The following is an 18,117-nucleotide window of genomic DNA, read 5'->3' on the forward strand; positions in this document are numbered from 1 at the left end:
AAGAACGACAACGGGAGGACGACCATGACCTTGAAACGCCTGCTGCTCGGCGCCGCCTTCGCCGGCGCCCTGACGCTCGGATCGGCCGCCGGCGCCATGGCGGCGGACCTGATCGCCATCATCACCCCCTCGCACGACAACCCCTTCTTCAAGGCGGAGGCGGACGGCGCCGCCGCCAAGGCCAAGGCGCTCGGCTACGACACGCTCGTGCTGGTGCATGACGACGACGCCAACAAGCAGTCCGAGCTGGTCGACACCGCCATCGCCCGCGGCGCCAAGGCGATCATCCTCGACAACGCCGGCGCCGACGCCAGCGTCGCCGCCGTCAAGAAGGCCAAGGACGCCAAGGTCCCCTCCTTCCTGATCGACCGCGAGATCAGCGCCACCGGCGTCGCGGTCGCCCAGATCGTCTCGAACAACTACCAGGGCGCCCAGCTCGGCGCGCAGGAGTTCGTCAAGCTGATGGGCGAGAAGGGCAACTATGTCGAGCTTGTCGGCAAGGAGTCCGACACCAATGCCGGCGTCCGCTCCAAGGGCTACCACGACGTCATCGACGACTATCCCGACATGAAGATGGTGGCGCAGCAGTCGGCCAACTGGAGCCAGCCGGAAGCCTACGCCAAGATGGAGACCATCCTGCAGGCGAACCCGGACATCAAGGGCGTCATCGCCGGCAACGACACCATGGCCATGGGCGCCTACGCCGCCCTCGCCGCGGCCGGCCGCAAGGACGTGATCGTCGTCGGCTTCGACGGCTCCAACGACGTGCGCGACTCGATCAAGCAGGGCGGCATCAAGGCCACCGTGCTGCAGCCCGCCTATGCCCAGGCGCAGATGGCGGTGGAGCAGGCCGACGCCTTCATCAAGACCGGCAAGGGCCCGGCCCAGGAGAAGCAGCTGATGGACTGCGTCCTGGTCACCGGCGACAATGCCGGCAAGCTCGAAACCTTCGCGCTCACCAACTGACGGGCGCGAGCCATGCCGGCCCCGGGGCGACCGCGGGGCCGGACCATGGGCGAGGGAGCGAAACGGTGCACCAGTCCCAATCCGCCGGCCGCGGCGCCCTGCGCCTGCTGTCGCAGTTCCAGCGCGCGATTCCGATCGCCCTGCAGGAACCGCGACACGAAGCCTTGCCTCGACGAGGGCTGCTGGCCGGCGGCTCGCAGCGAGCCGCCAGGGTCGGAACGCTGGCCCTCGTGGCCGCCGCCGGCCTGGCGCTCGCAGCCTGCAAGATCGTGCCCACGGCCGAGGTCAAGGCCCAGCAGAGCCAGGCCGCGGCTTTCGATCCCGACCGGATGGTCGCCGACGTCTGGGACACCAAGGCCCTCCCGGCGCTTGCCGCCAGGGCCGGGCCGTTCCCGGAGGTGATCGCCCTGGTCCGCTCGGCGTCCGACGAGGCCGGCAAGCGCTACGGCCACCGCGAGCAGGCCTCCGCGCCCTGGACCTATGCGGCGAAGATCGAGGGCCGCATCGTCGCCGCCGACACCGGCACACGGGCCGCGACCATCGGCGTCGACACCGACGGCGACAGCAAGCCCGACGCCACGGTGCAGATCGGCCCGGTGATCCGCGGCACGGCGCTGCGCGACGCCCTCGACTTCGTCTCCTTCAACGACTTCTCCAACCAGACCGACTTCGCCCGCTTCGGCAAGGCCTTCAACCAGCATGTCGACCGCGACAGCCTGTCGAAGCTGCCGCGCGACGGCCTCGTCGGCCGGTCGGTCACCGTCCTCGGCGTCTTCCAGGCGCCCGGGTCCGGCGAACCGCCGCTGGTGACCCCGGCCGAGATCACGCTCGGGCCGACGTCATGACCGCCGCCGTCACCGATGACGTCGTCCTGCGGCTGGAGGGCGTGTCGAAAGTCTATTCCGGCACCGTCGCGGTCAAGCATGCCGATTTCGACGTTCGCCGCGGCGCGGTCAATGTCCTCGTCGGCGAGAACGGCGCCGGCAAGTCGACGCTGATGAAGATCATCGCCGGCGTCGAGCAGCCGACGGCGGGCCGCATCCTGCTCGACGGCAAGCCCGTCGTCTTCCCCAATCCGGGCGAGGCGGTGCGCCATGGCATCGGCATGGTGTTCCAGGAGCTCAACCTGTTCGGCAACCTCTCGGTCGCCGAGAACATCTTCGCCGCCCGCGAGATCACCCGCGACATCCGCGGCATCGACCATCGCGGGCAGGAGCGGCGGGCGGCCGAGCTCCTGGAGCGGCTGGAGACGGGCATCGATCCGCGCACCCCGGTGGAGGATCTGCGCATCGGCCAGCAGCAGCTGGTCGAGATCGCCAAGGCGGTGGCGCAGGATGCGCGCATCCTGATCATGGACGAGCCGACCTCGGCCCTCAGCGCCGCCGAGGTCGAGATCCTGTTCCGCGTCATAGCCGACCTCAAGGCCCGCGGCGTCGCCATCGTCTACATCTCGCACCGGCTCGAGGAGCTGATCCGCATCGGCGACCACATCACCGTGCTGCGCGACGGCCGCATCACCGGGCACGAGCGCGTCGCCGACATCGACGTGCCGTGGATCGTTCGGCAGATGATCGGCTCGGACGCCAAGGATTTCGCCAAGCCGCAGGAGCATGCCATCGGCGCGGAGGTGTTCAGGGCCGAGGACATCTGCCTGCCGCGCCCGGCCGGGGGCCTCGCCGTCGACCACGTCTCGCTGTCGCTGCGCCGCGGCGAGATCCTCGGCGTCTACGGGCTGATGGGCGCCGGCCGCAGCGAGCTCTTCGACTGCATCATGGGCCGGCACCGCCACGCCACCGGCCGCATCCTCATCGACGGCAAGCCGGTGGCCGAGGCCGACGTCACCGGCCGCATCCGGCGCGGCCTGGCGCTGATTCCCGAGGACCGCCAGCGCGAGGGACTGGTCACCATGCTCCCGGTCGCGGCCAACCTGACCATGGCGAGCCTGTCGAAGTTCCTTGCCGGCGGCTTCCACATCCGCGCCGACCGCGAACGGCAGGCGATCGACGCCGCCATCCGCGACCTGTCGATCAAGGTCGCCGACCCGGCGCTGGAGGTCACCTCGCTCTCCGGCGGCAACCAGCAGAAGGTGGTGATCGGCAAGGCGCTGATGACCGGGCCGAAGGTGCTGCTGATGGACGAGCCGAGCCGCGGCATCGACGTCGGCGCCAAGGCCGACGTGTTCCGCACCATGCGCCGCCTGGCAGCCCAGGGCCTCGGCATTCTGTTCGTCACCTCCGACCTCGAGGAGGTGATGTCGCTCTCCGACCGCATCGCGGTGATGAGCAACGGCCGGCTGACGGCCCTCTACGACCGCGCCGAAGCGACGGAGGCGCTGGTCGTCGCCGCCTCCGCCCAGGGCCACGGCCCGGCCGGCCCCTCGCATTCCAGGGAACAGCAGCCATGACAGCCGCGCAGGACACCCAGACGCAGCGCCCCCCCGCCGGCGGCTCCCTGGCGCTCAGCCTGATGAAGCTGCGCACCTTCATCGCGCTCTTCGCCGTGCTGATCTTCTTCTCCTTCGCGGCGCCGAACTTCCTGAGCAGCGCCAACCTGATCCTGATGTCGAAGCACGTCGCCCTCAATGCCTTCCTGGCCATGGGCATGACCTTCGTCATCGTCACCGGCGGCATCGACCTGTCGGTCGGCTCGATCGTCGGCCTCAGCGGCATGGTGGCCGGCGGCCTGATCCTCAACGGGCTGGAGCTGCCGATCGGCTACACCGTCTATTTCAACGTGGTCGAGGTGGTGCTGATCACGCTCGGCATCGGCGTCGCCATCGGCGCCGTCAACGGCCTCCTGATCACCAGGCTCAACGTCGCGCCGTTCATCGCCACGCTCGGCACGCTCTATGTCTGCCGCGGCCTGGCGCTGCTGTCCTCGGACGGGCGCACCTTCCCCAACCTGGTCGGACGCCCGGATCTCGGCACCACCGGCTACGACATCCTCGGTGCCGGCCGCTTCCTCGGCCTGCCGCTCTCGATCTGGATCCTGGCCGTTGTGGCGCTGGTGGCCGCCTATGTCGCCCGCTGCACGCCGCTCGGCCGCCATATCTTCGCGGTCGGCGGCAACGAGCGCGCCGCCGGCCTCTCCGGCATCCGCGTCGCCCGGGTCAAGATGTTCGTCTACATGTTTTCCGGCTTCAGCGCGGCGATCGTCGGCCTGATCATCTCCTCCGAGCTGATGGCCGCCCACCCCGCCACCGGCGAAAGCTTCGAGCTCAACGCCATCGCCGCGGCGGTGCTCGGCGGCACCTCCATGTCGGGCGGGCGCGGCACCATCGGCGGCACCATCGTCGGCGCCTTCGTCATCGGCATCCTCTCCGACGGTCTGGTGATGATGGGGGTCTCCTCCTTCTGGCAGATGGTGATCAAGGGCCTGGTCATCATCGTCGCCGTCGTCGTCGACCAGGCCCAGCGCCGGCTGCAGCAGCGCGTGGCGCTGCGCCAGATCGCCAGGATGGGGTGAGACCATGGCCGAGCTTCGCGGCGCCCTGATCGGCTGCGGCTTCTTCGCCGTCAACCAGCTCCATGCCTGGCGCGACATCCCCGGGGCGACGATCGTGGCGATCTGCGACCGCGACCCGGCCCGTCTCAAGGCCGTGGGCGAGGCCTTCGGCATCGCCGCGCGCCATGCCGACGCGGCCGAGATGCTGGCGGCGCTGCCGGGACTCGACTTCGTCGACATCGCCACCACCGTGGCGAGCCATCGTCCCCTGGTCGAGTTGGCGGCGCGCCACGGCGTGCCGGTGATCTGCCAGAAGCCCTTCGCCGCCGGCATGGCCGACGCCCGCGCCATGGTCGCCGCCTGCGAGGCGGCCGGCGTGCCGCTGATGGTGCACGAGAACTTCCGCTGGCAGACGCCGATCCAGGCGGTGCGGGCCGAGATCGACCGCGGCACGATCGGGGCACCCTTCTTCGGACGCGTCTCCTTCCGCTCGGCCTATGACGTGTTCAGCGGCCAGCCCTATCTGGCGGAAGGCGAGCGCTTCATCATCGAGGATCTCGGCATCCACATCCTCGACATCGCCCGTTTCCTCTTCGGCGACGTCGCCCGGTTGACCGCCCGCACCCGGCGCGTCAACCCGGCCATCCGCGGCGAGGATGTCGCCACCATGCTGCTCGACCACGAGGGCGGCCTGACCTCGATCGTCGACTGCTCCTACGCCACCCGCCTCGCCGTCGAGCCCTTCCCGGAGACGCTGGTCGAGATCGACGGCACCGAGGGCACGATCCGCCTCGACCAGGGCTACCGCATGACCGTGACCGGCCGGGACGGGACACGCCGGCTCGACGTCCCCCCGCCCCTGCTGCCCTGGGCGTCCCGCCCCTGGCACAACATCCAGGAGAGCGTCGAGGCCATCCAGCGGCACTGGGTCGACAGCCTGCGCGAGCGGCGCGAGCCGGCGACCTCCGGCCGCGACAACCTCAAGACCCTGGCCCTGGTCGAAGCGGCCTATCGCAGCGCGGCCACGGGCGAAGCGGTGGATCCGGCTACGGTCTGAGGGCGCCGGACGGCGGACCGTATCCTCCGCAGGGCCGCCCAGTCCGTACTTTTGTTCCGCGCAGTCCAAGCCGAATCAGATCGGCCCGCCTAGATTGCCGTCGGGTTTCCGATCCGAGGCCCGTCGATCGATGGGGCGTCGTGCGGCATGCATCTGCAAGTGTCGGAAATCTTCGGGCAAGCCGGAGGCCGGGCGGCCCCGTGAGCCATCTCGTCCTCCGGCGCGGCGATCCGGACGATCCCTCCGCGACGAGACTGTCAGGCTGACCTGGCCGCGCGCGGCGCGTTGCGCGGCGCACGCCCCCCGTATCAATCACAGGACCCATCATGGCGACGAAATTCGGTACCGCCGGCAACGATACCATCACCGGCACCTACGACGCGTTTGACTACCTCTTCGGCGAAGGCGGCAACGACATCATCCGCGGCGGCTACGGCGTCGACTTCATCGACGGCGGCGACGGCGACGACAAGCTCTATGGCGAGACCGGCAATGACACCCTGTCCGGCGGCGACGGCAAGGACCTGCTCGACGGCGGCAGCGGCAACGACGTCCTGGTCGGCGGCCTCGGCGCCGACACCATCCTCGGCGGCGCCGGCGACGACATGATCATTGCCAACAGCGCTGCCGAACTGGCCGGCGACGTCATCGACGGCGGCAGCGGCATCGACACGCTCTTCGCCGACTTCTCCGACAGCGCCACGGGCATCACCTTCACGGCCGCCGACCCGAACAAGACCGTCACCATTCCCGGCCTGATGTCGGTGGTCAATGTCGAGCGCTACCAGCTCACCGGCACCAAGTTCAGCGACCGCTTCACCGGCTACGCGCTCAGCGACTATTTCGACGGCGGAGACGGCAACGACATCCTCAAGGGCGGCTACGGCGACGACATGCTGGTGGGCGGCGGCGGCGCCGACCGCCTCTACGGCGAGGGCGGCAACGACACGCTCGTGGGCGGCACCAGCAATGACACGCTGGAAGGCGGCCTCGGCAACGACGTCCTGACGGGCGGGGCCGGCGCCGACATCCTCAACGGCGGCGACGGCGACGATGTCATCTACAGTGACGACGGCGTCAGCGACACCCGCTCCGAGGTCGACACCGTCACCGCCGGCAACGGCGACGACTTCGTCCAGGTCGGCGTCAAGGACATCGCCCACGGCGACGCCGGCACCGACACGCTGTCGCTCGACTTCAGCGTCAGCACGGTCGCCGAGAGCTTCGTCTTCAGCCCGGCCCTGATCGCCTTCGCCAGCGGCGGCAAGGCCGACGGCTTCGAGATCCTCCACTTCCACGGCGGCTCCGGCGCCGACAACGTCACCGGCGGCGACCTCGACGACACCCTGAACGGCGGCAAGGGCAACGACACCCTGGTCGGCGGCAAGGGCAACGACCAGCTCGCCGGCGACGCCGGCAATGACACGCTGCGGGGCGGGGTCGGCAATGACAGCCTCGTCGACGACGCCGGCGCCGACAAGCTCTACGGCGACAGCGGCAACGACAGCTTCGACGTCATCGACACCGGCCGCGCGGCCGACCTGATCGACGGCGGCACCGGCATCAACACGCTCAACGTCACCGCCGGCGCCTTCAAGCTCGACCTGATGAACCAGGCCGCCAATGACGGCATGCTGCAGAAGGACACGATCAAGAACATCCAGATCGTCAACGGCAGCGCCGAGGACGACGTGATCCTCGGCGACGCCTCCGACAACATCTTCGACGGCGGCGACAGCGACGACGTGCTCGACGGCCGGGCCGGCAACGACGTCCTGCGCGGCGGCGCCGGCTCGGACACGCTCACCGGCGGCGCGGGCAACGATATCTTCGACCTGAGCGGCTTCAACGACCCGTCGGGCTGGCAAGGCGACATCATCACCGACTTCACCAAGGGTGAGGACCGCATCGGGCTCGACCTCTCCGAGTATGGCCTCGCCGGTCCGGCCGCGTTCAAGCTGGAGAACAGCGCGACCAACGTCGCCAAGACCAATGCGCCGACCTTCATCTTCGAAACCGGCTCCCATCGGCTCTGGTTCGACGCCGACGGCGCTGCCGGCAATGACGGCCCGGTGCTGATCGCCACCCTCGACGGCGTCACCAGCCTGTCGGGCAGCGACTTCCTGTTCAGCTAAGCGGCGGCGGTTCCGACCAACCGCCGGGGGCCGCATGTGGTGGCGCGGCCCCGACGTACCGGACGGTGCCGGGTGCCCGGATGCGGCACCGGACGATACGCGCCCGCCTGGCAGGCGACCCGCCCAGCTACCCCTGGGCGGGTCGCTTTGCCGTGGAGGACCTTGCCGCAATCCCGGGAGAGCGTCGAGGCCATCCCGCAGCACGGGGTCGCCCGCCCCCCGGACCGGCGCGAGCCGGCGACCGCCGGCCGCGGCAGCCTGGGGAACCTGGCCCTGGTCGATGCGGCCTGTCGCGACGCCGCAACGGGCGAGCCGGTGGATCCCGCCGCGATCCGATCGCGGGCCCGGCCTCGACCGGTTTCATCCACAGGACCGCCCAGTCCGCGCTTTTGTTCCGCTCAGTCCAAGCCGAAACCCGTTCGTCCACCTAAGGTGCCGCCAACAATCACGGGACCCATCATGGCGACCAAATTCGGCACTGCCGGCAACGACATCATCACCGGCACCTACGACGCATACGACTATCTCCTCGGCCAGGAAGGCAACGACACCATCCGCGGCGGCTGGGGCAGCGACACCATCGACGGCGGCGACGGCGACGACAAGCTCTACGGCGAGGCCGACAACGACACGCTCACGGGCGGCGACGGCAAGGACCTGCTCGACGGCGGCAGCGGCAACGACACCCTGACGGGCGGCCGCGGGGCCGACGACATCCGCGGCGGCGCCGGCGACGACCGGATCATGAGCTTCGACGTCGCCGAGCTGGCCGGCGACAAGATCGACGGCGGCAGCGGCATCGACACACTCTACGCCGACTTCTCCGGACACACCGCCGGCATCACCTTCACGGCCGCCGACCCACTCCAGGCCGTCACCATTCCCGGCCTGATGTCGGTGGTCAATGTCGAGCGCTTCCAGCTCACGGGCAGCAACTTCAGCGACAAGTTCACCGGCTACGCGCTCGACGACTCTTTCGATGGCGGCGGCGGCAACGACATCCTCAAGGGCGGCTACGGCGACGACACGCTGAGGGGCGACGCCGGCGCCGACCGCCTCTACGGCGAGGGCGGCGACGACATGCTGAATGGTGGCAGCAGCAACGACACACTGGACGGCGGCCTGGGCAACGATTCGCTGACGGGCGGCTCCGGCGCCGACATCCTCAATGGCGGGTCGGGCGATGACTACCTCTACAGTGACGGCGGCGTCGGCGACTACGGCACCGAGGTCGACAGGCTCACCGCCGGCCTCGGCGACGACCATGTCTACATCGGCATCAGGGACATCGCCCATGGCGATGCCGGCACCGACACGCTGTCGCTCGACTTCTCCATCAGCACGGTCGCCGAGAGCTTCGTCTTCAGCCCGGCCCTGATCGCCTTCGCCAGCGGCGGCAAGGCCGACGGCTTCGAGATCCTCGAATTCGACGGCGGCTCCGGCGCCGACAACGTCACCGGCGGCGTCCTCGGCGACGACCTGGCCGGAGGCAAGGGCAACGACACCCTGGCTGGCGGCGACGGCAATGATTGGCTCGCCGGCGATGAGGGCAACGACGCTTTGGCTGGTGGCAACGGCAACGACCGGCTCGCCGGCGGCGCCGGCAATGACACGCTACGCGGCGGTACCGGCGTCGACGTCCTCACCGACGACGCCGGCGCCGACAAGCTCTACGGCGACAGCGGCAATGACAGCTTCGACGTCATCGACGCCGGCCGCGTGGCCGACCTGATCGACGGCGGCACCGGCATCAACACGCTCGACGTCAGCGCCGGCGCCTTCAAGCTCGACCTGATGAACCAGGCCGCCAATGACGGCGTCCTGCAGAAGGACACGATCAAGAACATCCAGATCGTCAACGGCAGCTACTACGACGACGTCATCCTCGGCGACGCCTCCGACAACGTCTTCGACGGCGGCGGCTCCGACGACGTGCTCGACGGGCGGGCCGGCGACGACGTGCTGCGCGGCGGAGCCGGCTCGGACACGCTCACCGGCGGCCTGGGCAAGGACATCTTCGACTTCGGCGGCTACGGCCACCTTTCGGGCTGGCGCGGCGACATCGTCACCGACTTCACCCGCGGCCAGGACCTCCTGGAGATCACGCTCGCCGAGTTCGGCCTCGACAACCCGGCCGCGTTCAAGCTGGAAAACGGCACGACCAACATCGCCAAGACCAATGCGGCGACCTTCGTCTTCGAGACCGACACCCATCGGCTCTGGTTCGACGCGGACGGCGCCGCCGGCAATGACGGCCCGGTGCTGATCGCCACCCTCGACGGCGTCGCCAGCCTGTCGGGCAGCGATTTCCTGCTCAGCTGAGCGGCGGCGGCTCCGACCAGCCGCCGGGGGCCGCACGAGGTGGCGCGGCCCCGACGTACCGGACGATGCCGGGTGCCCGGATGCGGCACCGGACGATACGTGCCCGCCTGGCAGGCGCCCCGCTCGGCTATCCCTGGGCGGGGCGCTTTGTCATGCCTGGCCGATGCCGCGGCCCTGCCGCACCCCGAGCGGGCCGAGCCCGTGCCAGCCGCTGGCCAGCCCGTCGATGGCGACCGGCGAGAAGGCGACATGGCCGGCAAGGCCGTCCTCCGCCTCGGCCACGAGGGACAGGGTCAGCGCGCCGTCGGCGCGCAGGGCCTCGACGATGGCCGCCTCGGTGCGGCTGCTATGGGCGGCTTCGGCGAAGGCGGCAGTGACGAGAGCCCGGATGCCGGCGATGTCGCGGGGCGCTTCGGGGCGGATGGGCATGGGGGGCTCCCCCGGGGCAAAAGGCGCGGCTGCAGGCAGCCGGGATGGCACGGTCCCCGTACCCCCTTAATTCCGGATCGGAGGCGCAAACCCCGCGCCACACGATCCTGGCATCCTCGCCCACCACGCAGATGTGCGTCGACTTGAGGGACACGTCCAATCCAGCATAAACTTGCATCGCTTCCTCGGCTTCCTCAGGGGACATCGCCGAAAGCGCTGCTGATGCTCCGGGACGGTGGGCGGCTAGCACGCGCCCGCCATCACCCCAAAGTCCCCGTAACTCGTGGACCTGGAAGAGGCAGAACAACAGCCCTGCCGCCCAGGCCCGCCCGGCCTGAACCAAGCCAGCATCCCACGCCCACCGGCACCCGTAAACGTGGGATGATCACAACACTTACGTAATTCCCATCAAGAAACCCGCTCCCAATATTCATCCGAATACAGGAATCCGGCCCCATCGCTTGGATTATCTGACTTGTACAGAGACAACAAAAGTGACTCAAACACACTTTTATCTAAGAAACAATGCTTAGGAATCTTCCCAAACTCTACACCGGGCCAGTCAATAAGTTCATTGTCCGTGCCATTTTTATAAGCATAAAAAACTCCCTCCCCCCCCTGAAATCCCGAAACAGATCTTGAGCATATAAAGAACAACACATAATTGTGTTTGAATTTTAAAATTGACCATCCGTTCTCGTCGCCCTCTACACTTAGCACGGAAGCAGTGAATCCAACATCTCTAGATACTATCGTTCTATACGCAAACAAAATTCCACTCAAACCGCCAGACAAATCAACAACGTCAATCCAAGCAGACGCATTCATGACATCACATTCCAATTTTAGCAACATACTCATTTTGCCGCCTCTTCTTTTCCACCAGATTTATTATCCTGATTTTTTGACAAATCCTGCCCCTCAAACACTCTGGAAAGCTCTTTACCCTCAGAATCTTTCCATTTAACCGTCAATTTTGCCCCATCTTCTAAAAGAGATTTCAAGTTTCCGATACACGGACCACATGGCCCACTAGTATTATTAATTGTCAGGGTAGCTTCCTTTACACCAGCCTGCCTCATCAAAGCTGCCGCATGCCCCTCTACGTGTGAGTACGACTCTGCATTTGTCCGCACGGTTGGGTCGTCCTTCAGAGCTCTCCCTGGAAGTGCCTTTCCGCTTGTAAGAGTCAATTTTACACCAGCGATCTCCAAAATACCAGACGTTGGATCCTTTGCCCCCCGCACAGGCAACGTACCGGGGGCGCTAACAATTTTTCCAGAGACCCTGATATTTCTACCATTAATCGAAAGATATCTCTCACTATTTATTTTTTCATTCTCAGCAAGCAACCGTGCAGCTTGATATGAATACCCCATCCTTTCGTATTTCGAAATATCTGATATATCAGGCTCAACATCTATTTTTTCGTCAATGTTAGATAACGTAATTATACCGATCATAGCAACTAGATTAAATGTTGCTTGAGCAATAGTTGGAATCCCCAATAAAGCAGGAGCAAAATGTCCACTCGGATCGCTGACATTGACCGGGTTGTTGTCGGCGTAGGCGTAGCGGTTCGTCCCCACGCCCTCCTGCGTCGGGTCCCACCAGTCCGGGCTGACGAAGCGGGCGATCCTCGGGTCGTAGTAGCGCGCGTTGAGGTACAAGAGCCCGGTCTCGTCGAGCCGCTGGTCGATATAGGCCTTGGCCTCCCGGCTCGAGCCGTCCGCCGCGTCCTGGGCGCCGCGCTGGAAGCCGTAGGGGGCGTAGCTGCTGCGGCTGACCTCGGCGCCGCCCGCGTCCGTCACCACCCGGATCGAGCCGAGATGGTCCTTCAGCAGCGTCGTCACCGTGACCGGCCGGCCCGGCACCGCCTCGCGCTTGATCGCCGGCACGGGGTAGCTGACCCAGGTCGCCGCGGTCGGCACGCAGGAATTGGTCGAGGCGGAGTAGGTGACGCGCTCGTCGCCGAAGACGTAGAGCGTCGTCTCCTCCGGCTGCTGCGACAGCGCCAGGCTGCAGCCGCGCGGATTGGCCCGGGTGATCTTCTTCAGGCGCGCGCCGTCCGGGCCGTAGACGAAGGTCGAGGTGCGGGTCAGGACGCCGGCGCTGTCGTAAGTGTCGATGCGGGTCGGGCGGTTCTCGCCGTCCCAGGCGTAGCTGCGGTGGAGCTGGCCGTTGAGCCTGCTTTCGGTGAGGTTGCCGTTGGCGTCGTAGGTGAAGGCGTAGCCGCCGGCGGTCTTGGGGGCGTGCGGCCGGGCCTGGCTGGGCAGGGCATAGTCGTAGGCGCCGATGCCGGTCTTGGAGGTCAGGTTGCCGGCGAGGTCGTAGGCGTAGCTTTCGGTGTAGCTGCCGGTGACGTCGTTGCGGGCCAGGGTGAGCTGGTCGAGGCGGTCATAGCCGTAGGTCCAGGCCTCGGCCGGGGCCGGGCTGCCCGCGGGCACGGTGGTGCCGGCATCGGTGATCGCGTCGATGCGCCCGGTCGGGCCGCGCGTGTAGGACAGGCCCAGCAGCGTGGTCGTGCCGCGGGCGTGCGCGAGACCGGTCAGCCAGCCGCGGGCCGGGTCGTAGCCGGCTGACGTGGTGACGCCGTTGGCGTAGCGGGTGACGAGCGGCTGGCCGGAAGCGTCGTAGGTGACGGCATCGACCAGGCCGGGCACCTTGACCAGACGGCCGGCCGGGTCGTAGCGCATCCAGGTGCTCGAGGTCGTGCCGCCGACCGTCGAGCCGTCCGGCAGGCCGCGCTGCAGGATGCGCGAGCCGGCGTCGTAGGCCGTGGTGGTGACGTAGGGCACGGCCTGGCCCGGCTCGGCCAGGGTCTTCCTCACCTCGCGGCCGAGGGCGTCGTAGTCGGTGGTGAGGGTCGCGGTCGCCGGCTCGGAGACGGTGGTCAGCTTGCCGACGTTGGAGAAGCCCGGCCGATCCTCGTCATAGGCGTAGGTGGTGGTGATGCGCCCGGGGTCGCCGGCGGAGAGCTCGGCATGGACGATCTTGCTGCGGACGCGGTTGAGCGCGTCATAGAGGAAGGCGGTCTGCTGGCCCCTGGCGTCGGTCTGGCGCGTCAGGTTGCCGGCCGCGTCATAGCTGAAGGTCCAGAGGCCGAGATCCGGGTCGTCGACGCTGACGCGCCGGCCGAGCGTGTCGAAGACGTTGGTCCATTTGGCGCCGGCCGGATCACGGAGCTCGGTCAGGCGGCCGAGCCCGTCATAGACCAGGGAGCGGTGGACGGGATCGGTCCCCGCCGCGTCGCGGAAACGGGTCTGGCGCACGGTCCGGTCATAGGCGTCGGTGTGGGTGACGGTCTTGCGGCCGAGTTCGTCGGTGGCGGTGGCGGCGAGGAAGCCGTGCAGCCAGGTGCCGGCGATGTCGGAGGCGTGGTAGGCCAGCGTCGATGAGCTGCCGTCCGGGTTGGTGACGGTCACCGGCCGGTCGAGGGCGTCATAGGCGGTGGCGGTGAACTGCGGCGTCTCCGTGCCGTAGAACGGCCGGCTGACCTTGGCGACGGTGCCGCGCTTGTCGTAATCGGTGAGCGTGTTGATGTTCTCGGCGACCAATGCGCCGGCCTTGGCGTAGGTCTTCCAGGTGCGGCCGAAGCCGTCGAAGAAGGTCTTGGCGAAGGTCTCGCCGCCGCCGAACTGCGGCCTGTAGACCTCGATCCGCTGCGAGGCCGGCTGACCGACGGCGATGTACTCGTAGCGCTCATAGGCGCCGAGCGGCTGGGTCTTCTGGGTCAGGCGGCACAGGGGATCATAGGCATAGGTCGTCTGCTGGCCGTTGGCGTCGGTGACGGTCAGCGGCCTCTGGCACTGGGTGTCGTGGCTGGTCCGGACGACGTGGCCCTTGGCGTTGCGGACCTCGACCGGCAGCAGGTGATAGGTGGCGTCGTAGTCGGTCTCGGTGCGGTTGCCGAGCGCGTCGATCGCCACGGTCGGGTTGCCGTAGCCGTCGTAGACGGCCTCGGCGGCGGTGACCCAGGCGTAGCCGGAGGCACCGACCAGCTTGCGGCGGGTCTTGGTCAGGTTGCCCTTGCCGGGAGCCATGTCGTAGGCGGCGTTGTTGTCGTAGATCATCAGCGAGTCCGCCAGCAGCGGATCGGAGCTGAGCTTGCCGGCATAGACGCGGATGCGGCTGGGGGCCGAGACGATGTAGGCGGCGGTGTTCGGGGTGAACTCGGTCACGGTCAGCCGCTCGTCGCCGTCGCGGTCGGCGTCGCCGTCCTCGTTGAGGGTGATGAGGTTGCCGTAGGCATCGACGTCGCGCCGCGTCCGGGTGGTGCGCGTCGCCCCCTCGAATGTCATCTGCTTCTCGCTGGCGGTGTTGACGGCGGTGTAGGGCAGCGTCAGTTCGGTGCCCGCCGGCAGCGGCCATTGCGAGGTCAGCACGTCGCTGGTTCCGTCCCTGGCCTTGACGCTCCAGGTCTCGGTTGTGACGGCCAGCGCCCTGGCACCGGGCTCGTTGGTGGTTTCCTCCAGTCTCTCCAGCTTGCCGGCCGCGGCCGGGTCCTGCCGGAAGGTGTAGAGCCGGCGCGGACAGACGGTCTCGCCGGCATTGCAGGGCAGGTCCGCCGTCGCGGTGCGGAAGCCGAGGAAGCGCCGCTCCGCGGCCGAGTAGAGCCCGCCGGCATAGGCGTAGGTCGTGGTCGCCACCGAGCCGGGCTGGGCGCGGCGGTCGTCCAGGGTCAGGGACTTCACCACCTGCAGGATGCCCGGCATCAGGCCGTGCACGGCGCCGGAGGACGGGCGGTAGGCGATGCGCGTCTCCCCGCCGAGGGTGTCGGTCACGGAGGTCAGCAGGTCGGGGAAGGCAACCGAAGCGGAGATGTACGTTCCGTTTCCTTCGCGGCCATCCTGGCCGGTGGAGGGGATGACGTCGTCGCGCCCGTCCCCATCGAGATCCATCAGCGCGGACGCCGTCGGAACCCAGCCGGGCCAGAGCCCATTCTGCAGCGAAGCCGTCGTCCTGACGAAGTTCGAACCAGTTGAAAGGAGAACCGTCGCGCCGTCGAAGGCAGTGTTGATGAGAATATCCGACCGGCCGTCGCCGTCGATGTCACCGGTGAGCAGCGGCTGGGGGCATTTGGTATTGCTTCTGCAATCGAAGATGTCGGTGGTGGGAATCGCCGTTGCCCAGATCTGGTGGACGAAACCGGAGCCGGTCGAGAGCAGGACGCCGACATTGACCGTTGTTGCGGTCCCCGCCTCCAGCATCACTATGTCCATCCGGCCGTCGCCGTTCACGTCGGCAGCCTTGATGCCTTCCAGTGGAGCGTTTGGTCCCTTGTATGCTTCCGTATAACGCAAGGTTACGGGGAACTTCGAGACTTTCCACGCGGAAAATCCCGTTCCCTCCGACAGGGCATACCGCACGCCGATGCGGCGTGGGCCACCTGGCTCCAGCGGGTCCAGGTCGGCGACCCGGGCCAGATCGGATCGCCCGTCGCCATTCAGGTCAATGACGGATTCGGAGTTCTGGATCGTGAAGGGAAGGGTGATTGGATCATCCGTCAACGCAGAGCCGGCGAGGCGAGTCTTGAGCACATGAGACCACAGGACTTCCTGCCGGCCATCGCCGTTGATATCGAGCGGAATGGCCTGCGGCTGCAGATAGGGGATCGGGGCGTTCGCGTTGACTAGCGTAACACCCTCCAAGCTGAAATTGGGATCAGTTCCGTAATGCAGCTGATCATCCTCGCCGGAAATTACGAAGTAACCCGAATTATCCGAACGGGCTACATAGGGAGAATTGCAAGGATCGGCAGGATCTGCGGGGGCCTCGTAGGAGCGATGGGAATAGCCATAAAAATCGAGGTGACCGTCACCATTCCTGTCGAGCACAGCGGAAAGACCGGCGCCAACTCCGTTTCGTGGGTTGCCATTCGTGCCATTCTGGCAGTGCACTATCGGAAAATCAGGAAAACCACAGGGAGCCAGTATTGTCTGATACGGACCATCTCTTGTCTCGATATAGATATTGCATACATTTTGATATTCATGCTTGAATTTATAGCTGTCGATCCTTTGATCCCCGTCCGCATCTCCGAAGATACGAGAATAACTGTCACCGTCGAGCGACATTGGAATGGGCGAAGGCTTTATAGAATCCCATTCCATGACCGCACCTTGATACGCAAACCGAGTCGGCGGCAGGGCGGTCCCCTCGTAGACATGCTTCGAGACCGCGCCGACCTTCGCGTCATTGCCGTAGGGCGTGACCGCGACGAGACGCGAGAAGCCGGTCGCCTCGCTCGTCTCATAGGCGAAGTCGTAGGCCCGCACCTTCGCATCGCCGGTCTTGATCTCGATCGCCGTCAGTTGCTGATCGAGCTTCGAGAGCGACTTCTCGGTCGAGACGACGTCCAGATGGGCGTTCGGGTCGAGCTGCGCCCCGTTTGCCAGGGTCAACGGGGTATCGGCGTCCTTGCGATGGAAGATGATCTGCGTGCCGTTGTAGCTGATGGTCTTGGGCCAGCAGACCGGCAGGACCGGGCAGTCATAGTCGTAGGTCACGGTGTTGCCGTGGACATCGACGACGCTAGCCAGGAGGAAGCGGGCCTTGTCGAGCTGGACAAGCTCGGTGTCGCCGTCCGGCGCGCGCCAGGTCGAGACCGGCCTGTAGGTCGAAACCGTGCCGTCACGCTGGGTCACCGTCCAGATGTCCTGCCAACGCTTGATGCGCAGATGGCTCTCAACCCGGGTGGCGAAGTACTTGATCCCATCGCCGGCCGCGCCCGTCGTGCAGGCGGGGCTGTCCATGCCAGCCGTGCAGGCGACCAGTTCCTCACCATCGAGGGCATAGAGGTCGGAGGCGTCGAAGCGCGCCGCGCCGCCGCCCTTGGTCATCGGCACGATGTCGGACAGGCCGAGCAGCCGCATGCCCACGCCGGCGAAGCCGGACCACCAGCCTCCGGCGCGAGCGCCCGCGTTGGAATCGTAGGCCAGCGCCAGGGTCGGCTCGAGGCCATGGAAAGCAGGGACCGCGAGCGGCACGCGCTGGGAGAACGAGCCGTTGGAGGGCGCCGGGCGGATCTTGGCGGCCAGCTCCCCACCGGGGGACTGGGTGCCGAGCACCTCCTTCATTCCGGGGTCGCCGAGACCGCCGGATGCCGTCATGAGAGGCGACGCCTCGGCCTCCGTCTTGTCGGCCGGTGCCTTGCTCTCGCCTTCCGCGGACGCCTTCGTGTCCGCGGCGGCCTCGGCGTCAGGCGTGGCCGCGCCCGGCTCTGCCGGCTTGGCCGCGTTCTCCCCGGCAGCCGACCTGGTCGGATCCGAGACCGGCACAGGCGGGGCGCCGGCGGCCGGGTCGGGCGGCGCGGTGGGGGGCGGGGTGGTGAGCCCGGCCGTGGCGGCCGGGGGCGGCGCCGAGGCCGCCGGCCTGGCGATCTCGGCGGCCACGGGGCCGGCTCCGATCGCGAAGGCCAGGGCGGCGGTCAGCAGCACGCGGGCGCCGGCCCGCAAGCGGGCCGCGCCGGATCGTGTGGTCATGAGACCTCCTGGTGCAAAATGCCGGGCAAGCCGGCGGACGAAGCCCGGCGCCGGCCGGCCGGGGCCGGGCGGCGCGGGGCGGTGGATCGCGGGCGGGGTCGTCGCGGTCTGCGGCCGGCCCGCGGGCGGCGCGCAGGGCGGTTCGTGGCGCGGCCGGCTCATGGCGCGGCGCCGTGCAGGCCGGGCCGGGTGCGGCCGGCGACGGCGGGCGGCGCGGCATGGCCGAGGGCCTCGATGCGCGCGTCGATCGGCGCCAGGCACTGCTCCTCGAGATCCCGGC

10 protein-coding genes are annotated in these 18,117 nt (G+C 67.6%); 7 read left to right on the forward strand and 3 right to left on the reverse strand.

The features are described from left to right. The first annotated feature begins 24 nt into the window (after positions 1 to 24). The 7 genes from AC27L4_RS09775 (at position 25) to AC27L4_RS09805 (ending at position 9,924) form a co-directional block, all read left to right on the forward strand. Positions 25 to 966 (forward strand): substrate-binding domain-containing protein, encoded by a 942-nt coding sequence (locus tag AC27L4_RS09775; RefSeq protein ID WP_487141897.1) that lies wholly within the window; start codon positions 25 to 27, stop codon positions 964 to 966. Positions 967 to 1,187: 221 nt separating this feature from the next. Continuing rightward, positions 1,188 to 1,811: a DUF2291 family protein gene (locus AC27L4_RS09780; protein WP_487141938.1), complete on the forward strand. Its 624-nt coding sequence runs from the start codon at positions 1,188 to 1,190 to the stop codon at positions 1,809 to 1,811. Further along, positions 1,808 to 3,370, forward strand: a complete 1,563-nt coding sequence (locus tag AC27L4_RS09785; RefSeq protein WP_487141898.1) for a sugar ABC transporter ATP-binding protein — start codon at positions 1,808 to 1,810, stop codon at positions 3,368 to 3,370. The genes AC27L4_RS09780 and AC27L4_RS09785 overlap by 4 nt, the downstream gene beginning before the upstream one ends. Further along, the gene (locus AC27L4_RS09790; RefSeq protein WP_487141899.1) at positions 3,367 to 4,431 is read left to right on the forward strand and encodes an ABC transporter permease; all 1,065 of its coding nucleotides are present in this window, start codon (positions 3,367 to 3,369) and stop codon (positions 4,429 to 4,431) included. The genes AC27L4_RS09785 and AC27L4_RS09790 overlap by 4 nt, the downstream gene beginning before the upstream one ends. A gap of 4 nt (positions 4,432 to 4,435) precedes the next feature. Beyond that, a complete protein-coding gene (locus AC27L4_RS09795) occupies positions 4,436 to 5,467 on the forward strand; it encodes a Gfo/Idh/MocA family protein (RefSeq protein WP_487141900.1) in 1,032 nt (343 codons plus the stop codon). A gap of 326 nt (positions 5,468 to 5,793) precedes the next feature. After that, entirely contained in the window at positions 5,794 to 7,602 is a 1,809-nt protein-coding gene (locus AC27L4_RS09800; RefSeq protein WP_487141901.1) for a calcium-binding protein, read from the forward strand. Between the two features lie 459 nt (positions 7,603 to 8,061). Further along, positions 8,062 to 9,924 (forward strand): calcium-binding protein, encoded by a 1,863-nt coding sequence (locus tag AC27L4_RS09805; RefSeq protein ID WP_487141902.1) that lies wholly within the window; start codon positions 8,062 to 8,064, stop codon positions 9,922 to 9,924. 150 nt (positions 9,925 to 10,074) lie between these two features. Here the strand turns inward: AC27L4_RS09805 and AC27L4_RS09810 are convergent, their stop codons facing one another. From AC27L4_RS09810 to AC27L4_RS09820, 3 genes are all read right to left on the reverse strand, one after another. After that, positions 10,075 to 10,353, reverse strand: coding sequence for a GNAT family N-acetyltransferase (locus tag AC27L4_RS09810; protein WP_487141903.1), 279 nt, complete (start codon positions 10,351 to 10,353; stop codon positions 10,075 to 10,077). A gap of 408 nt (positions 10,354 to 10,761) precedes the next feature. After that, entirely contained in the window at positions 10,762 to 11,214 is a 453-nt protein-coding gene (locus AC27L4_RS09815) for a hypothetical protein (RefSeq protein ID WP_487141904.1), read from the reverse strand. Next, entirely contained in the window at positions 11,211 to 17,837 is a 6,627-nt protein-coding gene (locus tag AC27L4_RS09820) for an RHS repeat-associated core domain-containing protein (RefSeq protein WP_487141905.1), read from the reverse strand. The genes AC27L4_RS09815 and AC27L4_RS09820 overlap by 4 nt, the downstream gene beginning before the upstream one ends. Positions 17,838 to 18,117: the final 280 nt, after the last annotated feature.

The sequence above is a fragment of the Labrys sp. Lb11 genome (assembly GCF_057554225.1).